This window comes from Enterobacter cloacae complex sp. 2022EL-00788, from assembly GCF_026627565.1.
GTDB classification, from domain to species: Bacteria; Pseudomonadota; Gammaproteobacteria; order Enterobacterales; family Enterobacteriaceae; genus Enterobacter; species Enterobacter pasteurii.
In genome coordinates this window covers 26,915-46,870 of sequence record NZ_JAPNMC010000021.1, presented here as the reverse complement: position 1 = coordinate 46,870, position 19,956 = coordinate 26,915, and the positions used below count along the sequence as shown (strand labels likewise).

15 protein-coding genes are annotated in these 19,956 nt (G+C 58.0%); 8 read left to right on the top strand and 7 right to left on the bottom strand.

The window, feature by feature from the left end; all coding sequences use genetic code 11:
* The first annotated feature begins 457 nt into the window (after window positions 1–457).
* Genes OWK27_RS22640 through OWK27_RS22625 form a run of 4 tightly spaced genes read left to right on the top strand, consistent with a single transcriptional unit; the run spans window position 458 to window position 5,330 of the window.
* Window positions 458–1,039 (top strand): fimbrial protein, encoded by a 582-nt coding sequence (locus OWK27_RS22640; protein ID WP_267591278.1) that lies wholly within the window; start codon window positions 458–460, stop codon window positions 1,037–1,039.
* Window positions 1,040–1,070: 31 nt separating this feature from the next.
* On the top strand, window positions 1,071–1,742 hold the full coding sequence (locus tag OWK27_RS22635) for a molecular chaperone (protein WP_176609214.1): 672 nt from the start codon (window positions 1,071–1,073) through the stop codon (window positions 1,740–1,742).
* 3 nt (window positions 1,743–1,745) lie between these two features.
* Entirely contained in the window at window positions 1,746–4,226 is a 2,481-nt protein-coding gene (locus OWK27_RS22630) for a fimbria/pilus outer membrane usher protein (RefSeq protein ID WP_267591277.1), read from the top strand.
* Window positions 4,227–4,235: 9 nt separating this feature from the next.
* Window positions 4,236–5,330, top strand: coding sequence for a fimbrial protein (locus tag OWK27_RS22625; protein WP_267591276.1), 1,095 nt, complete (start codon window positions 4,236–4,238; stop codon window positions 5,328–5,330).
* A 34-nt stretch (window positions 5,331–5,364) separates the two neighbouring features.
* Here the strand turns inward: OWK27_RS22625 and OWK27_RS22620 are convergent, their stop codons facing one another.
* From OWK27_RS22620 to OWK27_RS22605, 4 genes are all read right to left on the bottom strand, one after another.
* Window positions 5,365–5,727, bottom strand: a complete 363-nt coding sequence (locus OWK27_RS22620) for a YibL family ribosome-associated protein (RefSeq protein ID WP_148422476.1) — start codon at window positions 5,725–5,727, stop codon at window positions 5,365–5,367.
* A gap of 58 nt (window positions 5,728–5,785) precedes the next feature.
* Complete coding sequence (mtlR, locus tag OWK27_RS22615; RefSeq protein WP_148422477.1) at window positions 5,786–6,376, bottom strand: mannitol operon repressor MtlR; 591 nt, start codon at window positions 6,374–6,376, stop codon at window positions 5,786–5,788.
* Window positions 6,373–7,521 carry a mannitol-1-phosphate 5-dehydrogenase gene (gene mtlD, locus OWK27_RS22610; protein WP_267591275.1) on the bottom strand — a complete coding sequence of 383 codons (1,149 nt, stop codon included), beginning with the start codon at window positions 7,519–7,521 and terminating at the stop codon, window positions 6,373–6,375. The genes mtlR and mtlD overlap by 4 nt, the downstream gene beginning before the upstream one ends.
* Window positions 7,522–7,623: 102 nt before the next feature.
* The gene (locus OWK27_RS22605) at window positions 7,624–9,531 is read right to left on the bottom strand and encodes a PTS mannitol transporter subunit IICBA (RefSeq protein WP_267591274.1); all 1,908 of its coding nucleotides are present in this window, start codon (window positions 9,529–9,531) and stop codon (window positions 7,624–7,626) included.
* 436 nt (window positions 9,532–9,967) lie between these two features.
* Between OWK27_RS22605 and OWK27_RS22600 the strand changes: the two genes are divergently transcribed.
* The 3 genes from OWK27_RS22600 to selB all read left to right on the top strand — a co-directional run bounded on the left by OWK27_RS22600 (window position 9,968) and on the right by selB (window position 13,900).
* Window positions 9,968–10,576, top strand: coding sequence for a glutathione S-transferase (locus tag OWK27_RS22600; protein ID WP_267591273.1), 609 nt, complete (start codon window positions 9,968–9,970; stop codon window positions 10,574–10,576).
* A gap of 103 nt (window positions 10,577–10,679) precedes the next feature.
* Window positions 10,680–12,065 carry an L-seryl-tRNA(Sec) selenium transferase gene (gene selA, locus OWK27_RS22595; protein ID WP_267591272.1) on the top strand — a complete coding sequence of 462 codons (1,386 nt, stop codon included), beginning with the start codon at window positions 10,680–10,682 and terminating at the stop codon, window positions 12,063–12,065.
* Entirely contained in the window at window positions 12,062–13,900 is a 1,839-nt protein-coding gene (gene selB, locus OWK27_RS22590) for a selenocysteine-specific translation elongation factor (RefSeq protein ID WP_267591271.1), read from the top strand. Before selA ends, selB begins: the two co-directional genes overlap by 4 nt.
* Before the next feature lie 3 nt (window positions 13,901–13,903).
* Here selB and OWK27_RS22585 read toward each other — a convergent pair whose 3' ends face one another.
* Window positions 13,904–14,788 (bottom strand): ROK family protein, encoded by an 885-nt coding sequence (locus OWK27_RS22585; protein WP_176609219.1) that lies wholly within the window; start codon window positions 14,786–14,788, stop codon window positions 13,904–13,906.
* Window positions 14,789–14,954: 166 nt separating this feature from the next.
* On the opposite strand from OWK27_RS22585, the gene aldB reads away from it, so the two are divergent.
* Complete coding sequence (aldB, locus tag OWK27_RS22580) at window positions 14,955–16,493, top strand: aldehyde dehydrogenase AldB (RefSeq protein WP_176609220.1); 1,539 nt, start codon at window positions 14,955–14,957, stop codon at window positions 16,491–16,493.
* A gap of 87 nt (window positions 16,494–16,580) precedes the next feature.
* On the opposite strand, the gene OWK27_RS22575 is transcribed toward aldB, so the two are convergent.
* Both OWK27_RS22575 and OWK27_RS22570 read right to left on the bottom strand, forming a co-directional pair.
* Window positions 16,581–18,530, bottom strand: coding sequence for a glycoside hydrolase family 127 protein (locus tag OWK27_RS22575; RefSeq protein ID WP_267591270.1), 1,950 nt, complete (start codon window positions 18,528–18,530; stop codon window positions 16,581–16,583).
* A gap of 10 nt (window positions 18,531–18,540) precedes the next feature.
* Window positions 18,541–19,941: an MFS transporter gene (locus OWK27_RS22570; protein ID WP_176609222.1), complete on the bottom strand. Its 1,401-nt coding sequence runs from the start codon at window positions 19,939–19,941 to the stop codon at window positions 18,541–18,543.
* Window positions 19,942–19,956 lie beyond the last annotated feature (15 nt).

Below are 19,956 nucleotides of genomic sequence, written 5' to 3'. Positions count from 1 at the left end.
ACATTGATCAGTCAACTGTTTTTTTAATTTCATAACGGAACTAGAAGGGCGGGAATAGTTTTGTGGGTAAGCAAAACAGGTAAAAATTGTTACATTGCTGTTAATTCCAAAATGTTTATAAAACATGCTGCACCCTTTTCGATACGTAGACGTTATTAGGTATTTGATTTACTATTTATGTCGATGCTGCGTTACGGAAGAAAATAAATTCCTTTTTAACCTTAAAGTATTCATTGTTATTTTCTGCCTAAGGTATTTCTCTCCTGTGGGATATACATTTATGGCTTAAGGAAAATATATGGATTATCACATCGGGATGGACCCCATGCTTTACTAAGAGGTCGCATCACCAACTCTATTAGTACCCTTTGGTGACGTTTCTAAGTTCTTATAGCGATTATTCGATCAGGTACGACAAATCTATATCTGTTTTATTTACAGAGGGTTTTACTTTCAAATGAAAATCAAAAATGTGGCGCTGGCATTTGCCGCGGCGGGGGTTCTGTTATCTTCTCAGGCGGTGCTGGCAAGCAATGGTTCAGATGTTACTGCTAACCTGGATACAGGCGCAGGTACGCAGGGCACAGGCGGGGTAATCAACTTCACCGGTAAGATAACCCTTATTTCATGTGATATTACTCCAGCGTCAAAAAACAAAACCGTAGACCTTGGGGCGTGGGCGAAGAGCTACTTCGATGAGCACGTCGAAACGACGCCGCGTGAGTTCAAAATCAACGTCGAAAAATGCCCGGAAACGGTTGAATCCGTTGCGGTGCTGTTTGACGGAAATAAAGATGCGGAAGATGACTCGCTGTTGCAGGTTACGCCTGGCACGGGCATGGCGACGGGCGTCGGGGTGAAGCTTTATAACAGCGACCGCAGCACGGCTATTAAGCCGGGCACGGTTTCAAAAACCGCCGCACCAGATGAAAAAGGCAATGCAGAATTAACGTTCTATGCCGCACTGGACAAAGATGGAGCGCAAATCCAGGCGGGTGATGTCAACGCCGTGTCCAACTTCCTGATGGTTTATAACTGATTTTTTTCAGCCACCTCCAGAGATAATAGAGATGAAACGTTTATCGTATATTATGCTCACTGCATTAATGGTTAGCTCTGCGTCAGTTTCCGCAGGCGTAGTAATGGGCGGGACACGGATCGTATACCCGCAAAACAGCAAGGAGGTGGCATTTTCTGTTTCTAATATGGAAAGTGCAGTTCCCTATCTGATTCAGTCGTGGGTTGAGAATGACGCCGAAGGGAAAAACCACGCCGCGCCATTTATCGTCACGCCGCCGCTGTTCAGGCTTGATCCGGATCAGACCAATACGCTGCGTATTCAATATACCGGCGCGCCGCTGCCCGCAGATCGCGAATCCGTATTTTGGCTCGATATTAAAGCCATTGCGCCAAAGCCAAAAGAGAGCAGCAACGAATTACAAATTAACGTTAAATCGAAATTTAAAATTTTCTACCGCCCTGAAAATCTGAAAGGCGATGCCGCAACGGCCTGGCAAAAGGTGAGGTTTTCACATACGCCAAAAGGGCTTAAGGCCACCAACCCGACGCCGTACTACGTCTCTTTTTATCGCCTCAGCGTCTCGGGGCATAAAATTGAGCAACCGGGCATGATCGGCCCAGGCGAAACCCGCGAATGGCCTGTGACAGCCTCTGGCAGCGTTACCTGGTCGGCTATTAATGATTTTGGCGCGATTACCGCTACCCGGTCGCAGCCTCTTTAAACCATGCCTTCTCGCCTGTTTCGTTATGCGCCACTGTCGGTGCTGCTGCTCAGCTTCAGCCGCACAGGATGGGCCGAGGATTATTTCGATCCCGCCGCGCTGGAGCTCTCCTCTGCCGAACAGAAAACGGCGGATCTGCACTATTTCTCCGAAAAGGGCGGGCAGATGCCCGGCACGTGGCTCGTAACGATTGAGGTTAACGGACGCGAGGAACGGCATCAGGAGCTTACCTTCGTCAATGAGAAAGGCAGCCTGCAGCCCGTGCTTAGCGTGTCGCTGCTGGAGGCGCTCGGGGTGAATGTGGGGGCGATCCCGGCGCTTTCCCGGTTGCACGAGGGAGAAACCTTCACGCATATCGCCGATTTTATCCCGGCGGCGCGAACCTCCTATGATTTTAACCAGCAGCGCCTGTTTATCAGCCTGCCGCAGGCGGCGATGAAGCATCGCAGCCGTGGCTATGTGCCCCCCTCGCAGTGGGATGACGGTATTCCGGCGGCATTTGTTGATTACAGCTTCACGGGCGGACAGGCCCATCATCAAAACGGCGACACGACGTCAAGCTACCTCAGCCTGCGTAACGGCGTAAACCTGGGACCGTGGCGTCTGCGTAATACGTCGGCCTGGAGCTACAGCAACGCGGGCGGAAATCGTTTTCAGTCACAAAGCAACTGGCTGAGCAGGGATATCCGCAGCCTGAACAGCCAGCTGCGGATCGGCGATGCCTGGACTGCCGGCGATCTTTTCGATAGCGTGGCGTTTCGCGGGGTTCAGCTCTCGTCCAGCGAGAGCATGTTACCCGACAGCCAGCGCGGCTTCGCGCCGACAATCCGCGGCGTCGCGCACAGCTATGCCAGGGTTTCCGTTTCGCAAAATGGCTATGTGATTTATGAAACCTGGGTTGCCGCCGGGCCGTTTGTTATTAACGATCTGTTCCCCGGCGCGCAAAGCGGCGATTTGCAGGTGACCATCACCGAAAGCGACGGCTCGAAACGCGTATTTATCCAGCCTTATTCTGCGGTGCCGTTTATGCGCCGCCAGGGCAGCCTGAAATACAGCCTCAATGCCGGACGCTTTCACTCCGGCGCCAGCGATGCCCGGTCGCCGGACTTTGTTGAAGGCGCTTTTTTCTACGGCCTGTTCTCCAGTATGACGGTGTACGGCGGCTTTCGTACCGCGAATAACTACCAGGCCGGCGCCATTGGCGTGGGCAGAGGGTTTGGCGCGTTCGGCTCGCTGGGCGTTGACGATACGCTGGCAAAAAGCCGTTTACCTGACGGCAAAAGCGTAATGGGGCAGGCGTGGCGCGTTCAGTATCAGAAGGATTTTAATACCACCGGCACCGCCTTCAACCTGGCGAGCTATCGCTATGCCTCGCGCAACTTTTATGAGTTTAGCGAGCTGAATCAGTCTGACAGCCAGCAGCTACGGCTCAATAACCGCCGTAGCCGCTCGCAAATAACCTTCTCACAGACGCTGGGGCAGTTCGGCAGCCTTAGCGTTTCGGCGTGGATGCAGGATTACTGGCACACCTCCGGGCAGGACAAAACCATACACCTTGGCTGGTACACCAGCTGGCGGGGCATTTCATGGGGAGCAGGGTATGACTACACCGACTCAGCGCGTGAGCAACATCCCGATCGCACCGTGTCGTTTAACATCAACGTCCCGCTCGGTAACTGGCTGCCGGGCAGTTCGGTCAGCTACTTCATCAATAAAAATAACCGTGGGATGTCCACGCAGCAGGTATCACTCAACGGCAGCGCGCTGGCGAACCGCAACCTCAACTACAGCGTTCAGCAGAGTAAAGCCAGCGGGGGACAAGCCGACAGCACCAGCCTGGCGCTGCAATACAACGGCGGCTACGGCAACGTAAGCCTCGGTTACGACCGCAGCCGAAACGGCGATAATGCCAGTCTCGGCCTCGCCGGAGGCGTTATCGCCACCCGGTATGGCGTCACGCTCAGCCAGCCGCTGGGCGATAGCGTCGCCCTCCTGCGCGTGCCGGGCGCGGCGAACGTGGAGCCGGAGGGCTACAGCGGCATCCATACCGACAGCCGCGGCTACGCGGTCATGCCCGCGCTTTCGGCCTATCGTAAGAATACCGTCAACCTTGATACGGCGACGCTTGGCGAAAACGTCGACGTTGAGCAGAGCGGGCTGACGCTCGTTCCCACCAGCGGCGCGGTGGTGCTGGCCAATTACGCAACGCACATTGGCTATCGCGTGCTGTTCTCCCTGCGATACCACGGCGAGCCATTGCCGTTTGGCGCGCAGGCAGAGGTGGTGGAGCAAAACCGCCGTTCAGCCAACCGAAGCATGGTGGCTGACGGCGGCCAGGCTTACCTGAGCGGAGTACCGGAGCGCGGCACGCTGCGCGTAACCTGGTATGAAGACGGGGAGCCGCGTCAGTGCCAGACGCCGTTCAGGCTGGGGGCGGCTCATATGGCCCCCGGCATCGCTACGCTGTCTCTTGAGTGCCACTAGAGGAATATCATGCGTCACTTTATTCAATGGGTTTTCTATCTCAGTCTGCTTTCTCTTTTTGGCATGCTGAGTTTTCATGCGCACGCTCAGGCCTCACCCTGCCGCACCACGCGCGATCAGTGGGTTGTCCAGGTACCTTACGCCATTGGATATGCTCCCGGCACCGCGGACTGGACGCCGGTTTCCGCGCCGATACAGTCTACCGGGGCGGATTTCTACAGCTGCGATGGCGGTAGTGACCCCTGGCGTAGTATCGGATTTGTCGAGCTGTATAAACCCGTCGGCACCGTGATGGGGGAAGACGGTGCGCCGCGTCACGTCTACAAAACCCAGATTGACGGCATCGGCTACGCGCTCGGGTTCCGCGAGCAGCAGTACTGTGGTGCGGATGCCGTGCGGTATATTGACGGCACCAGCCCGGTAGACGGCAACGAGTCCCGGCGTATCTGCGACGCCTCACAGAACCCTGCCTTTGCCAGCGCCCCAACGTATAAATTGCAGTTCTGGGTGGTGTTTTACAAAATCCCGACGACCAGCCCCATGCCTGACGATAACGCCAACTCCCAGGAGCAAAACGTCGGATCGCTGGTTTTGCAGGCGGGAGAAAACAAAGCCAGCGCGACTAACGTCGCGACGCCGGTGCAGATCCGTCTCGCCAGCTTCACGGTCAGGCATACCAGCTGTTCCGTTGGATCCCGCAGCATTCTGGTACCGATGGGAACCGTAAGCCAGCGTGAATTTCACGGCACAGGCTCCCGCGCCGGGGGCGGACGCTTCAGCATTCCGGTGACCTGTGAAAATAACACGACGGTGAAGATGGGCTTCTTCGGCGATACCGCGCCGGGCAACGATCGGGCGCTGGCGTTAACGAAGCAGCAGGACAGCGCCAGCGGCGTCGGAATCGAACTGCTTTACGGCGACAATACCGGTGCGGTTCAGGGGCAGGTGGTGCCGTGGAACACCCCGCAGGTATCGGCGCTTGGACAGGTGGGCGATAACCAGACGCAGACCTTCTGGTTTGATGCGCATTATATTCAGACCGAAGAGAACGTGACGGCGGGAAAAGCGGATGCGATGGCCACGTTTAACCTGATTTACAACTGAGTTTTCCCCTGCCGCAGCGGCAGGGGAAGCGGGATCAGAATGCGGTTTTACTAAAACCCGTCATCTCTTTCAGGCCCATTTCGCGGCCAAGCTCGGTCATCGGGTGCACCACCACCAGGCCACGGACGCTTTTCTTCAGCTTGCCCATGTCGGCCTGCTCTTTTTTGGTGATCGCGCGGCGGTGCGGCATGTTCATCAGCTTCTGCGCTTCTTTGCTCAGCTTCTGGCCTTTCACTTCGCGCAGGCGCTCGATTTCCGCTTCCAGCTTCACGGACTCTTTTTCCAGCTCGGCATACTTCTCGGCGGCATCGACCAGAGAGAGGTCGGCCATCTGGTGGCGGATCAGATCCAGGCGGTCGCTCAGGCGTTTAATTTCGTTCTTTTCGACTTCTTTCATGACAAATAACTCTGAAAACGGGGGATTTACAGGGAAGGATACACCAATGTGTGCGGGCTTACTTCTGAAACGCTTTTTTTAAGCTGATTTTAGAAATCAGCTCGGTCAGGGAAAGCACCATGGTGGAGCGGACAACCTGCTGATAACGCTGCTTTTGCATCGCGTACAGCTCAGGGTCGCTGTTATCAAACTGAGGTGCGGGGGGAAGCGCGGATACACAGTGCAGTTCGCCGAAGGGCCCCAGAATCTCGTCATCGGTAAAGGTGTATTCATTACCGTCATGATTCAGCTCTTCGCGCAGCGCCATCAGCAGCTCGGCGTCTTCATACTCTTGTCGGTTCAGCACGCCAAGACCATAGATCAGCTTCAGCCGTACCGACAAATCGCCCAGCGGCCCGTCTCCGTCCAGTAACGGTTCTACAGCATACTTTACCGCGTAGTCGTCTTTGCGAAACACCTGAAGCACCAGAATGTTCACCGCCTCGGTTAACAGCTCGACGGCGGCAATCAGGAAACTTCGTACGGTTTTGCCAGCATTCAGACGCTCAAGCACACGATTTTCAAAGGCCTGGGTTTGTTCCATTATTGCCTGCATATCTGACAATCTGTTATTCGGGCGCAGGCTAACCTGCGCCGGACTCTGCATCATTTGGTTGCTTTATATGCGCTTACCGCCTCCGCAACCACGTCGCTGCTGGCTTCCAGACCGGAGATCTGCGCCAGCGCAGCCTGCGCGCCTTTGCTGTCAATCAGCTGGGCCAGCTCAATCGCCTGCGGATCCTGCTCGCTGCGGTAGTGCATCGCCGCAGCAATGCCCTTCACCAGGTTAGCGTGCGGCAGGCCGTACTCCAGCGTGCCCAGCAGCGGTTTAATCAGGCGATCGCCCGCGCTCAGTTTACGCAGCGGCTGACGCCCAACGCGCTCAACGTCATCTTTCAGATACGGGTTTTCAAAACGACCGAGGATTTTCTGGATGTATGCTGCATGTTTGTCAGCATCAAAACCGTAGCGTTTGATCAGCACCGCGCCGCTCTCTTCCATTGCCCCTTTGACCACCGCACGGATGTTCTCATCGAGGATCGCGTCGCGAATAGTCTGGTGACCGGCCAATTTCCCGAGGTACGCGGTTATAGCATGCCCGGTGTTCAGCGTGAAGAGTTTACGTTCGACAAATGCCATCAGGTTATCGGTTAATTCCATTCCCGGAATGCTCGGCAGCGCGCCTTTAAACTGGGTTTTATCGACGATCCACTCGCTGAAGGTTTCCACGGTGACTTCCAGCGGATCGTGAGTGGCGGATTCAGACGGCGGGACGATGCGGTCTACGGCGGAATCCACAAACCCGACGTGCGCTTCAACCCAGGCTTTGTCTTCGTCTGCGACAGCCGCAAGTACATGGCCTTTCAGCTGCGTAGTGCCGCGCACCATGTTTTCGCAGGCGATGATGTTCAGCGGGGAGTCGATACCCTGCGCCTTACGCTTCGCCAGGCCTTTTGCGATCGCCGGGGCGATACGCTCAAGCACCACCGGACCCACGGCCGTGGTGACGAGATCGACGCTCGCGATGAGGTCAATCACGTCGTCGCCAATGCTGCTGACCGCGTTCACGCCAGAGACCGTTTCAACCTGTTCGTTTTCACCCACCACGTGAACCTGATAGCTATGACGGGCATTCAGGGCATCCAGAACCACCTGATTCACATCGGCGAACGTCAGGGTAATGCCCGCATCTGCCAGCAATTTACCGATAAAGCCACGACCAATATTACCTGCGCCAAAATGTAATGCTTTCATAGTGTTAACCTTCATCAATGTTTTTACCCGAGAGGGCTGGGGTGAGAAACGTTATCCCCTCACCCTAGCCCTCTCCCCGGAGGGGAGAGGGAGGAGACGCTGTTATTTGTTAAGCAGCGCCAGTACTTCTTCCACGCTGGTGGTATTGGCCAGACGCTCAATGACGGTTTCGTCGTCCAGGGCGTTGGTCAGGCTGGTAATCACCTGAATGTGCTCGTTGTTGCGAGCGGCGATACCAATCACCAGACGGGCGATGTCGTCCTCTTCTTCACCGAAGCGCACGCCGTCCGGATACTGGCAGAACACCACGCCGGTTTTCAGCACGCGGTCTTTCGCTTCAACCGTACCGTGCGGCACCGCGATGGATTCACCCAGGTAGGTTGGAGTCAGTTTTTCGCGTTCCAGCATGGCGTCAACGTATTCAGGCTGAACGTAGCCGCCTTTCACCAGCTGCTCGCCGGCAAAGCGAATGGCCTCTTCTTTATTGGTCGCGGTGCGGCCAAGGAAGATGTTTTCTGCGCCCAGCCTGAACAGGTGCGCGTTGCTCTCGTCGAAGCTGTCCTGAAGGCTGGTACGCACCTTCACTTCGTTATCTTCATGGCGCTGCGCCGCCACCAGACGTTCGGTCAGGCTGGAGTACAGGCCGCTGTCCAGGAAGTTGGTCAGGGAAATGTGCTGCGCCTGCGGCACCTGACGCATGGCGCGTTCGGTCAGATCGCGGTGCGTGATGACCAGGTCAACGTCCGGCGGCAGGCTGTTAATCGCGCTGTTGGTAACGGAGATGTTGGTCAGACCCGCATCCTGCACTTTCTTACGCAGCACGCCCGCACCCATTGCGCTGGAACCCATACCGGCATCGCAGGCAACGATGATTTTACGCACGTGGCTCAGGTCGTTAGAGACATCACCGGCCGCCAGCGGGGTTGCGCCTTTGGATTCCGCCTTCATGTCATGCATACGACGGGTTGCCGCTTCGATATCGTCGTCTTCTTTCACTTTGCTGGTTTTCAGCAGGATGGCAGAGACAACGAAGGAGACCGCCATGGCCGCACAGATCGCCACGATATTGGCGAAGTAGGCGCCTTTCGGGGTCATCGCCAGCACCGCCAGGATAGAGCCTGGAGAAGCCGGAGAGACCAGACCGCCGCCCAGCACGCTCAGGGTGAACACGCCGGTCATACCGCCGAGGATAACGGCCAGGATCAGGCGTGGGTTCATCAGCACGTACGGGAAGTAAATTTCGTGAATACCGCCCAGGAAGTGGATGATTGCCGCGCCGCCAGCAGACTGCTTCGCGCTGCCGCGACCGAAGAACATATATGCCAGCAGAACGCCCATGCCCGGACCCGGGTTGGCTTCAATCAGGAAGAAGATGGACTTGCCGAGATCGTGAGACTGCTGAATACCCAGCGGCGAGAAGATACCGTGGTTGATGGCGTTGTTCAGGAACAGGATTTTCGCCGGTTCAACAAAGATAGACGCCAGCGGCAGCATATCGTGCGCCACCATGAAGTTAACGCCCGCCGCCAGCAGCTTAGACAGCACTTCAACGGCCGGACCAATGCCGAGGAACGCCAGAATCGCGAGGATCATCCCGATGATGCCCGCGGAGAAGTTGTTCACCAGCATTTCGAAGCCGGACTTGATTTTGCCATCAACCCAGACGTCGAATTTCTTAATCGCCCAGCCACCCAGAGGACCGGCAATCATCGCACCGAGGAACATCGGCATATCCGCACCGACGATAACGCCCATGGTGGTGATGGCACCCACTACGCCACCACGGTCACCGCCCACCAGACGACCACCGGTATAACCGATGAGCAGCGGCAGCAGATACGTAATCATTGGGCCAACAAGTTTCGCCAGCGTTTCGTTAGGCAACCACCCTGTCGGAATGAATAATGCAGTGATGATACCCCACGCGATAAACGCGCCGATATTTGGCATCACCATATTGCTGAGGAAACGACCAAAGCTTTGAACTTTGATCTTGAAATCGGATGACATAAAACACCCCTTCTTATGTTTACGCTTAGGCTTGCGGCCCGAGGTTTATCGTTAATGTGCGGCGGCAGAGGTAGCCGGGCCCTGTTCTGATGCTGTGAAATCTGGCACTGAATCGTTCAACTGTCCAGATAGCGAAATTTTGTGTGATCGTCGTCACGTAAATGTAGGGGGTGAGGATATTAATGAAGTGATCGTGATCACATATCAGGTGTGTAAAAAAAATACATCGCGCGAAATTTAGTCAGAACAGGCGCTTTTTTGTGATGATTATCACATTGCCAGGTTGGCGCTTTGTTTTCGAGTTGTGACTGAATTCACAAAATATTTTTATGCAGATTTCTCCCGTATCACCTAAGGACAGGAATGCGATACGCCTGCCTGCCTTTTTTCCCGGCTTGATCCATACTGACCTCTTTGTGGGCATTAAGGATAAGCAATGAAACTCATCGGCAGTTATACCAGTCCTTTCGTGCGTAAAGTTTCGATTCTCCTGCTGGAGAAAGGGATCGAATTTGAATTTGTGAATGAACAGCCGTACAGCGCTGAGAACGGCGTTGCGCAGTACAACCCGCTGGGGAAAGTTCCGGCGCTGGTAACGGACGAGGGCGACTACTGGTTTGACTCCCCAATTATTGCGGAGTACGTCGAGCTGCTCGGCGTTGCGCCAGCCATGCTGCCAGCGGATCCCAAAGCGGCGCTGGCGATGAAGCAAATCGAGGCCCTGGCGGATGGCATTATGGATGCGGCGCTAGCCTCCGTGCGCGAGCAGGCAAGGCCTGCCGCACAGCAGTCAGAGAACGAACTGCTGCGCCAGCGTGAAAAAATCAGCCGCAGCCTCGATATGTGCGAACAGCTGATCCGCGACGGCAAAATTCAAAGCGATAGCCTGAATCTGGCGACGATTGCCATCGCCTGCGCCATTGGCTACCTCAATTTCCGCCGCGTCTCCCCCGGCTGGTGCGTGGATCGTCCCCTGCTGGTCAAACTCGCGGAGACGCTCTTCCAGCGCGAAAGTTTTGCCCGTACTGAACCACCAAAGGCTTGACGCGGGTTATAACACTTCCTGGCGGGAGGCGGTACAATCCCCCCACATGTTAACTCCCTCTCCCGTTGGGAGGGGGGAAGATATTTACTCGCCAGGCGCATTCATGACTACTCATCATTCCCTCTACAGCCAGATCCCCGCTACCGATCGTCTGCTTCGAGATCCGAACATTGCCGCGGTGCTGGCGCGGTTCGGCCACGCTGCGACGGTCGACATGCTACGCCAGCTTCAGGACGACGCGCGTCGCCATATTCAGGCTGAAAACGCGCTTCCCGGCTGGTGCGCGGGGTGGGTGCAGGAGGTCGAACGCAGGCTGAGCGAGCACGCCCAAAGCGCCTTGCGCCCCGTTATTAACCTGACGGGCACGGTACTGCACACCAATCTCGGCCGGGCACAGCAGGCGGAAGACGCCATTGAGGCAGTGGCCCAGGCCATGCGCTCGCCGGTGACGCTGGAGTACGATCTGGACGGCGCCGGGCGCGGGCATCGCGATCGCGCGCTGGCGGATCTTCTCTGCCAGATTACTGGCGCGGAAGATGCCTGCATTGTGAATAACAACGCGGCGGCGGTGCTGCTGATGCTGGCGGCCACCGCGAGCGGGAAAGAGGTTGTAGTATCCCGCGGCGAGCTGGTCGAAATTGGCGGGGCGTTTCGTATTCCGGATGTGATGCGCCAGGCGGGATGCACGCTGCATGAGGTGGGCACGACCAACCGCACCCATGCAAAAGATTATCGCGCCGCGGTAAATGAGAACACCGCGCTGCTGATGAAGGTGCATACCAGTAATTACCACATCGAAGGGTTTACCAAAACGGTGGAAGAAGCCGGGCTGGCCGCCATCGGGCGCGAGCTCGGCGTGCCGGTCATAGCCGATCTGGGCAGCGGTTCGCTGGTGGATATGCGCCAGTACGGTTTGCCGAAAGAGCCAATGGTGCAGGAGGCGATCGCCGCCGGCGTGAGCCTGGTCAGTTTCTCCGGCGACAAGCTGCTGGGCGGGCCGCAGGCGGGAATTATTGTCGGCAAGCGCGAGCTGATCGCGCAGCTACAGCAGCACCCGCTGAAGCGCGCCCTGCGTGCCGATAAAATGACGCTGGCCGCGCTGGAAGCGACGCTGCGGCTCTATCTGCATCCGGAAAAACTGGCTGACCGCCTGCCCACGCTGCGGTTGTTAAGCCGTGATGCGGCTTCCATTCGCGCGCAGGCGCAAAGGCTGCTGCCGCAGGTTGCCCCGCATTACCCTGAGTTTGAGGTGCGGAGTGAACCCTGCCTTTCGCAAATTGGCAGCGGCTCGCTGCCCGTGGACCGGCTGCCGAGCGAAGCGCTGACGTTCACCCCGCGCGACGGGCGCGGAAGCCAGCTTGAGGCGCTGTCGGCGCGCTGGCGCGCCTTACCGACGCCGGTCATTGGCCGTATCGGTGATGGTCGCCTGTGGCTGGATTTACGCTGTCTTGAAGATGAAGTGCGGTTTCTGGAGATGATGTTGAAATGATTATTGCCACCGCCGGTCACGTTGACCACGGCAAAACCACGTTACTGCAGGCGATTACGGGCGTAAATGCCGATCGTCTGCCGGAAGAGAAAAAGCGCGGCATGACCATTGACCTGGGCTATGCCTACTGGCCGCAGCCCGATGGCCGCGTGCTGGGCTTTATTGACGTGCCCGGCCACGAAAAGTTTCTTTCCAATATGCTCGCGGGCGTGGGCGGTATCGATCACGCTCTGCTGGTGGTCGCGTGCGACGACGGCGTGATGGCGCAAACGCGCGAGCATCTGGCGATCCTCCAGCTGACGGGAAACCCGCAGTTAACCGTAGCCCTCACCAAAGCGGACCGCGTGGACGACGCGCGTATCGACGAGGTACGCGCTGAGGTGCAGGCGGCGCTACGCGAATATGGTTTTATGGATGCTGCGCTTTTTGTCACCGTGGCGACAGAAGGGCGCGGTATCGACGCCCTACGCGACCATTTGCAGCAGATCCCGTCTCGTGAGCATGCCGGCCATCACCGCTTCCGCCTGGCCATCGACAGGGCGTTTACCGTTAAGGGGGCGGGGCTGGTGGTAACCGGCACCGCGCTGAGCGGGGAAGTTAACGTGGGCGATACCCTGTGGCTGACGGGCATTAATAAACCCATGCGCGTGCGCGGGCTTCATGCGCAAAACCAGCCGGTAGAGCGGGCCCACGCCGGGCAGCGTATCGCCCTGAACATTGCGGGTGATGCGGAGAAAGAGCAGCTCAGCCGCGGCGACTGGCTGATGTCTGACGCCCCGCCAGAGCCGTCTGAGCGTGTAATCGTCTCTCTTCAGACCCACACGCCGCTGGCCCAGTGGCAGCCGCTGCACATCCACCACGCGGCCAGCCATATCACCGGCCGCGTGTCGCTGCTGGAAAACGATCTCGCCGAGCTGGTGTTCGATTCCCCGCTCTGGCTTGCTGATAACGACCGCCTGGTTCTGCGCGACATCTCCGCCCGCGAAACCCTGGCGGGCGCCCGCGTGGTGATGCTGAATCCGCCCCGTCGCGGCAAGCGTAAGCCCGAGTATTTACAGTGGCTGGCCGCGCTGGCCAGGGCCCATGATGATAAATCCGCGTTAGATGCCCATCTTGAGCGCGGTGCGGTGGATCTGACCGCGTTCGCCTGGGCGCGCCAGCTCAGCGGCGAAGGGCTGCGCCTCCTGACGCAGGAGCCCGGCTTTATTCAGGCCGGTAACAGCCTGCTGAATGCGCCGGTGGCGGCAGGCTGGCAGCGCAAAGTGCTGAGCACGCTGGCGACCTACCACGAACAGCATCAGGATGAGCCAGGCCCGGGCCGTGAACGTCTGCGGCGCATGGCGTTGCCGATGGAAGACGACGCGCTGGTGCTGCTGCTGATTGAAAACATGCGCGCCAGCGGGGCGATCGCAAGCCACCACGGCTGGCTGCACCTGCCCGATCACAAGGCCGGTTTTACCGCCGACCAGGAAGTGGTCTGGCAGAAAGTGGCGGCGCTGTTTGGCGATGAACCCTGGTGGGTGCGCGATCTGGCGCGTGAAACCGGTACCGATGAACAGCTGATGCGTCAGGTGCTGCGCCATGCGGCGCAGCAGGGCATGATTGTGGCGATCGTGAAAGATCGTTATTACCGCAACGATCGGATCGTGGCGTTCGCGAACCTGATCCGGGAGCTGGATCGGGAGCGCGGATCAACCTGCGCCGCCGATTTCCGCGATCGGCTGAACGTGGGGCGCAAGCTGGCGATTCAAATCCTGGAGTACTTCAACCGCATCGGGTTTACGCGTCGCCGGGGCAATGACCATGTGTTACGCGACGCGCAGCTGTTCCCGTAAGCGCTAAGCGCTGCGCGCCTGCTTCTGTTTAGCCAGCCAGACCGCGCCCAGCCTTCCCGCCTGGTTACCCAGCTCGCAGGGGAGGATGGGCACCCGGAGCGCTTCCCACTCCTCGAATCGCTGTAGATATTTGTCCAGCAGGAGATAGATTTTCTCCTGCTCGCTAATGCCGCCGCCAATCAGCACCGCCTGCGGATCGAACATGGAGATCACGCTGTAAACGCCGCGCGAAAGACAGTGCGCCCACTCTTCAATGGCCTCGCGCAGGTGCACGTCGCTGTCCATGCGCTTAAACAGCTCCTCACCGTCAGGCATTTCGTCCTCCGACACGGCCAGCGCGCGGCGGCAGGCTTTCATCAGGCCGCTGGCAGACGCCACTTCATGCATCGGCTCGCCCTCATTGCCCACGGGCAGCACGCCAAACTCACCCGCCCGGTAGTGCGACCCGCGGTAGAGATCGCCCTCCATGACGATACCGCCGCCGATGCCGGTACCGATGGTGATGCAGACGAAATGCTCATAGTCTTTACCCGCGCCCTGCCAGCGCTCGCCCAGCGCCGCGCAGTTGGCGTCGTTTTCGATTGTCACAGGGAGATCGGTCAGCTCCGCGAACAGTTCGCACAGGTTTTCCCCGTCAAGGTAATCCAGCGCCCCGGCCTTAGCCGCTTCGCCGGTGTGGTGATTGATATGCCCTGGAAAGCTTACGCCGATTCCGACGATGTCATGTTCCCGGCTGTACTCATCCACCACGGCCTTCCACTTCTGTTTGAAGGTGCTTTCATCGTCAGGCGTATCATATTCATCGGATGTCAGTTCTTCGCCGTTTTCGTTAATTACGCCGTGTTTGATATGGGTTCCACCCACGTCAAAGCCGATAAATAGCTGCATTGCATCGTTCCTCATGAGCCCTTGAGCTATTAAGTATGGCTCCGGTGGCAGAAACGGAACGTAAAGTACGGTAATCCGTGATACGGCTCGTAAACCCGTTACCGACTGGCGAGAAAATCACCTGCCGGAACTACCCTTGTTGTACACCAACAGCAAGGAGACGGACATGACAAACAATCCTCCCTCATCGCGCATCCAGCCTGGCGAGTATGGTTTTCCCCTTAAGCTCAAGCCCCGCTATGACAACTTTATCGGCGGCGACTGGGTGGCACCCGTCGACGGTGAATACTATTCCAACCTGACGCCCGTCACCGGCCAGCCGCTGTGTGAAATTGCCAGCTCGGGCAGGCGGGATATCGATCTGGCGCTGGACGCGGCGCATAAGGTGAAAGATAAATGGGCGCACACCTCCGTTCAGGACAGGGCGGCCATATTGTTCAAAATCGCCGATCGCATGGAGCAGAATCTGGAGCTGCTGGCGACCGCGGAAACGTGGGACAACGGTAAGCCGATCCGGGAAACCATGGCGGCGGACGTCCCGCTGGCGATTGACCATTTCCGCTATTTTGCGTCCTGCATTCGCGCCCAGGAGGGCGGGATCAGCGAGGTGGACAGCGACACCGTGGCGTATCACTTCCACGAGCCGCTCGGCGTGGTGGGGCAAATCATTCCCTGGAATTTCCCGCTGCTGATGGCGAGCTGGAAGATGGCCCCGGCGCTGGCGGCGGGGAACTGCGTTGTGCTGAAGCCCGCACGCTTAACGCCGCTTTCGGTGCTGCTGCTGATGGAGGTGATTGGAGACCTGTTGCCGCCGGGAGTCATCAACGTGGTCAACGGGGCCGGGGGAGAGATTGGCGAGTATCTGGCAACCTCAAAACGTATCGCCAAAGTGGCGTTCACCGGCTCGACGGAAGTGGGCCAGCAGATCATGCAGTACGCGACGCAAAACATCATTCCGGTCACGCTGGAGCTGGGCGGGAAATCGCCAAACATCTTCTTTGCCGACGTGATGGATGAAGAAGATGCCTTCTTCGACAAGGCGCTGGAAGGGTTTGCGCTGTTTGCCTTTAACCAGGGTGAAGTCTGTACCTGCCCGAGCCGCGCGCTGGTGCAGGAGTCCATTTATGAGCGCTTTATGGAGCGGGCAATCAGGCGCGTGGAGTCGATTCGCAGCGGTAACCCGCTCGATAACGTCACCCAAATGGGGGCGCAGGTATCGCATGGCCAGCTGGAAACCATCCTCAACTACATCGATATTGGTAAGAATGAGGGCGCCGACGTTCTGACCGGCGGCCGCCGCAAGATGCTGGGCGGCGATTTACAGGAGGGCTACTACCTTGAGCCGACCATCCTGTTCGGTAAAAACAACATGCGTGTTTTCCAGGAGGAAATTTTTGGGCCGGTGCTGGCCGTAACCACCTTCAAAACGATGGAGGAGGCGCTGGAGATCGCCAACGACACGCAGTACGGCCTGGGGGCGGGCGTCTGGAGCCGTAACGGTAATCTGGCCTATAAGATGGGGCGCGGTATTCAGGCCGGACGCGTATGGACCAACTGCTACCACGCCTATCCGGCTCACGCGGCGTTTGGCGGGTACAAGCAGTCGGGCATCGGACGAGAAACCCATAAGATGATGCTGGAACATTACCAGCAGACCAAATGCCTGCTGGTAAGCTACTCCGATAAACCGCTGGGGCTGTTTTAAACTTCCGGCTCAGGCCGTCCGTGAACGGCCTGAGCTGGCCTACTCCTTCTCCCGTGAGAGAGGGTGAGGGCAACATGCCGCAGCTGTTCAGCCTTCATTAACCCATATGCGCATTTCTCCTTCTCCCCGGTTTGCCCAGCTAAACCAGGGTATAAAGGTCAACGTCTGGGGCTGACGTTGTACCGGTGAGCGGTCGTATTGCCATAGCGCGTCGGTGTCCTTCGCGTGGTAACCGCTCCCTTCTGCCTGTATCACTATCTTGTGCGCGAAAATGCCTTTCCCTTCAAACACCCGGAACTCGCTGTCCGAAGGCAGAGAAAGATGGTGCAGACCGGCGCCGTTATCGGCTTCCTCAAGGCAGTACACCAGCGGCCCGCGCTGAATGGCGACCTTCCCCGCCTGCTGGCGCACATGCGGGTTGCCATACACGCGGCGAACCGGCATGGGTAACGTCAGGGTCAGCGTGTCGCCTTCCTGCCAGCGTCGGTTGAGGTAAACGTAACCGCGGGATACCTCGCCTGAAAGGGCTTCTCCGTTCAGCGAAACGGCCGGTTGCGCGCACCAGTCCGGGAGCCTCAGGGCCAGCGTGTGGGTGACCGGAACAGGCGACGTTATCTCGATTTTGACCTGTTCCTGCCACGGATAGTTACCGCTAATTCGCAGCTGCAGGGTCTTATCCCCAACCGGTATGGCGACGTCGTTCCCCACGTACAGGTTGATCAACAGCGCATCCGGGCGAACGGTATAGATATAGTGTCCCAGCGAGGTCAGCACGCGGGCGATATTTGGCGGACAGCAGGCGCAGCCGAACCAGCGCTGGCGCACCGGTTTTACGTGGTCATAGATATGGTTAAACGCCAGCGTCTTCGGGTGCACTTCCAGCGGATTCACGTAAAAGAAATGCTTCCCGTCCAGCGCCATTCCACCCAGCACCGTATTGTATAGCGCGCGCTCCATGACGTCGGCGTACCGGCTGTCTGCCTCCATTTCCAGCATCCGCCGGGCAAACATCATCAGGCCAATGGAGGCGCAGCTTTCCGCGTACACCGTATCGTTGGGCAGATCGTAATCGCTGCTGAACGCCTCGCCGCTGCTTTGCGAGCCGATGCCGCCGGTAATGTACAGCTGGCGCTGGGCCATATTGTTCCACAGCCGCAGGCAGTCCTGGCGTTTATCCTCGTCGTTGCTCAGGCGCGCCAGGTGCGCCATGCCCGCCATCAGATAGACAAAACGCACGGCGTGGCCGATGGCCGTTTGTTGTTCCGCAAGCGGCTGATGCGCCTGGCTATAGGCTTTGTCGTTAACCATCCACGCCGGTCCATAGGTGTTCCAGTACGACGTTCTGCCGCGCTTCTCGTATTCGATATCGTAGAAGTGAGGCTGCGCGCCGCGTTCCTCAATAAAATATTTCACCAGACTGAGGTAACGAGATTCCTGCGTGACGTCGTACAGCCGCATCAGCGCCAGCTCGATTTCCGGATGGCCCGGATAGCCGTGCAGCTGGCTGTCACCAGGGCCAAACACGCTGTCGATATGGTCCGCCAGCCTGCACGCCACGTCCAGCAGGTCGCGCTTACCGGTTCCCTGAAACCAGGCCACGCCCGCCTCAATCATATGTCCGGCGCAATACAGTTCATGGCATTCGGCCAGATTGGTCCAGCGCGCTTCGGGGGCTTTCACCGTAAAGTAGGTGTTGAGGTAGCCATCTTCACACTGTGCCGCCGCGACCAGTTTAATTACCTCGTCGGCGGTTTTTTCCAGCTCTGCGTCGGGCTTCTGGCACAGCGACCACGCCACGGCTTCCAGCCATTTCGCCACGTCGCTGTCCTGAAATACCATTCCGTAGAACTCTCCCTGTTCCAGACCGGCCGCTATGCGGAAGTTGGTGATGGCGTGGCTGGGCTCGGCCTCCGCCACCCGGTCGTTCAGCGCATCCCACTGGTAGGGGATCACCACATCGCGAACCAGGCGTTGATACTGACCAAGAAACGGGTCGTTGATTTTCAGCTTGTGCAGGTCGGCTTCCATTATGGACATATCGTTCTCCTCAGGACGGTACATGACGCTGGCGCAGGTCGGTAGCAATGCGCGACATCATGGGATTGTTAAGCCTGCACCGACGGATAGCGAACGCCAGCAGCAGGTGGAAAAGGGCAGGGAGCAGCGTCTCCATGGCGGTTATGCCCTGCAGTGAGGCTGGCGTCTGGTTGCCGGTGCCTGGCTGATAGGCCACGGCGATGAAAACCAGGCTGATGATCCCGGCGCTGGATGCCCACGCGAGCTTGATGAAAAACAGGTTGAAGGCGAAGTTCATTCCCGATGAGCGCACGCCGGTTTTCCATTCGCCGTAGTCGTCCGCAAAGGCCATTAGCGAGAAGTGCAGCGGCAGGGTGAAGCCCAGGATCACGCCGTTGCTTAAGATGACGATCAGCCAGAGCGTCTGGTGCGCCGGACCACCCGGCAGGAACCACATACCTGCCGCAAGTGCGGCGAGCACAAGGTTGGTGCGGTAGTAGAGTTTGACGGTATCAATACGGCGCGACAGCGGGTTAACGATCACCGCGCCCAGAATGGCGGCAAACGTCACCATGGTGAAAAACAGCGAGGTATACGCCGTACTGCCCTGGAGAACGTAGGTAATGAAGTACATATACCCGCCGCCTCGAATATTGAAGACGTTAATCAGCAGGAACGACATTACCAGCATCAGCAGCAGCTGATCGTTCTTACGCAGGCCCGCCAGGTGCTCGCGCAGCGTGAATTTACCCATCAGCGCCAGCGGGACGCGCTCGCGCACCCAGCAGAAGCAGCACAGGAACATCACCACGGCGATGGCGCACAGCACGCCAACACCCAGCTGATAGCCCCGAGCGGCATTGCCCTGACCAAGCTCCGCCACCAGCCACGGCAGACCAACGGAGACCAGAAACCCCGCCACGCCGCACAGCACAAAACGCCATGACTGGCAGGAGATCACCTCGTTATGGCGAGTGGTCATGGTGTTGATCAGGGCGCAGTACGGCACGTTGATGGCGGTATAGCCTACAGACAGCAGTAAATAGGTGCCGAACGCCCAGGCAATTTTCACCCCCATGCTGGCTTCCGGAACGGTGAAGGTCAGTACGCCGACGATCCCGATGGGCAACGCAACCCACAGCTGCCAGGGGCGAAAACGTCCCCAGCGGCTCTGGGTGCGGTCAGCAATCACGCCCATCACCGGATCGGAAATAGCGTCGAATACCCGCAGGGCAATGAACAGCGTGCCGACGAGCGCGGGAGTCAGGCCGAAAACATCGGTATAGAAAAAGGTCAGAAAATTCATGATCAGGCAGGTAATTACCGTTCCGCCCGCGTCGCCCAGGCCGTAGCCAATTTTTTCGCGGACTGACAGCCGGTCATCGACCGTCTGTTTGGCAACTTCTGCGTCTGTAATCGGTGTGGAAGTCATGGGGTAACTCCTCGT

Coding starts and splice junctions, on each gene's coding strand:
- OWK27_RS22625 (WP_267591276.1), top strand. CDS start 4,236: ATGCGTCACTTTATTCAATGGGTTTTCTATCTCAGTCTGCTTTCTCTT.
- OWK27_RS22630 (WP_267591277.1), top strand. CDS start 1,746: ATGCCTTCTCGCCTGTTTCGTTATGCGCCACTGTCGGTGCTGCTGCTC.
- OWK27_RS22585 (WP_176609219.1), bottom strand. CDS start 14,788: ATGCAGCTATTTATCGGCTTTGACGTGGGTGGAACCCATATCAAACAC.
- selA (WP_267591272.1), top strand. CDS start 10,680: ATGACTACTCATCATTCCCTCTACAGCCAGATCCCCGCTACCGATCGT.
- OWK27_RS22570 (WP_176609222.1), bottom strand. CDS start 19,941: ATGACTTCCACACCGATTACAGACGCAGAAGTTGCCAAACAGACGGTC.
- selB (WP_267591271.1), top strand. CDS start 12,062: ATGATTATTGCCACCGCCGGTCACGTTGACCACGGCAAAACCACGTTA.
- OWK27_RS22640 (WP_267591278.1), top strand. CDS start 458: ATGAAAATCAAAAATGTGGCGCTGGCATTTGCCGCGGCGGGGGTTCTG.
- OWK27_RS22620 (WP_148422476.1), bottom strand. CDS start 5,727: ATGAAAGAAGTCGAAAAGAACGAAATTAAACGCCTGAGCGACCGCCTG.
- mtlD (WP_267591275.1), bottom strand. CDS start 7,521: ATGAAAGCATTACATTTTGGCGCAGGTAATATTGGTCGTGGCTTTATC.
- OWK27_RS22605 (WP_267591274.1), bottom strand. CDS start 9,531: ATGTCATCCGATTTCAAGATCAAAGTTCAAAGCTTTGGTCGTTTCCTC.
- OWK27_RS22575 (WP_267591270.1), bottom strand. CDS start 18,530: ATGTCCATAATGGAAGCCGACCTGCACAAGCTGAAAATCAACGACCCG.
- OWK27_RS22600 (WP_267591273.1), top strand. CDS start 9,968: ATGAAACTCATCGGCAGTTATACCAGTCCTTTCGTGCGTAAAGTTTCG.
- mtlR (WP_148422477.1), bottom strand. CDS start 6,376: ATGATGCAGAGTCCGGCGCAGGTTAGCCTGCGCCCGAATAACAGATTG.
- OWK27_RS22635 (WP_176609214.1), top strand. CDS start 1,071: ATGAAACGTTTATCGTATATTATGCTCACTGCATTAATGGTTAGCTCT.
- aldB (WP_176609220.1), top strand. CDS start 14,955: ATGACAAACAATCCTCCCTCATCGCGCATCCAGCCTGGCGAGTATGGT.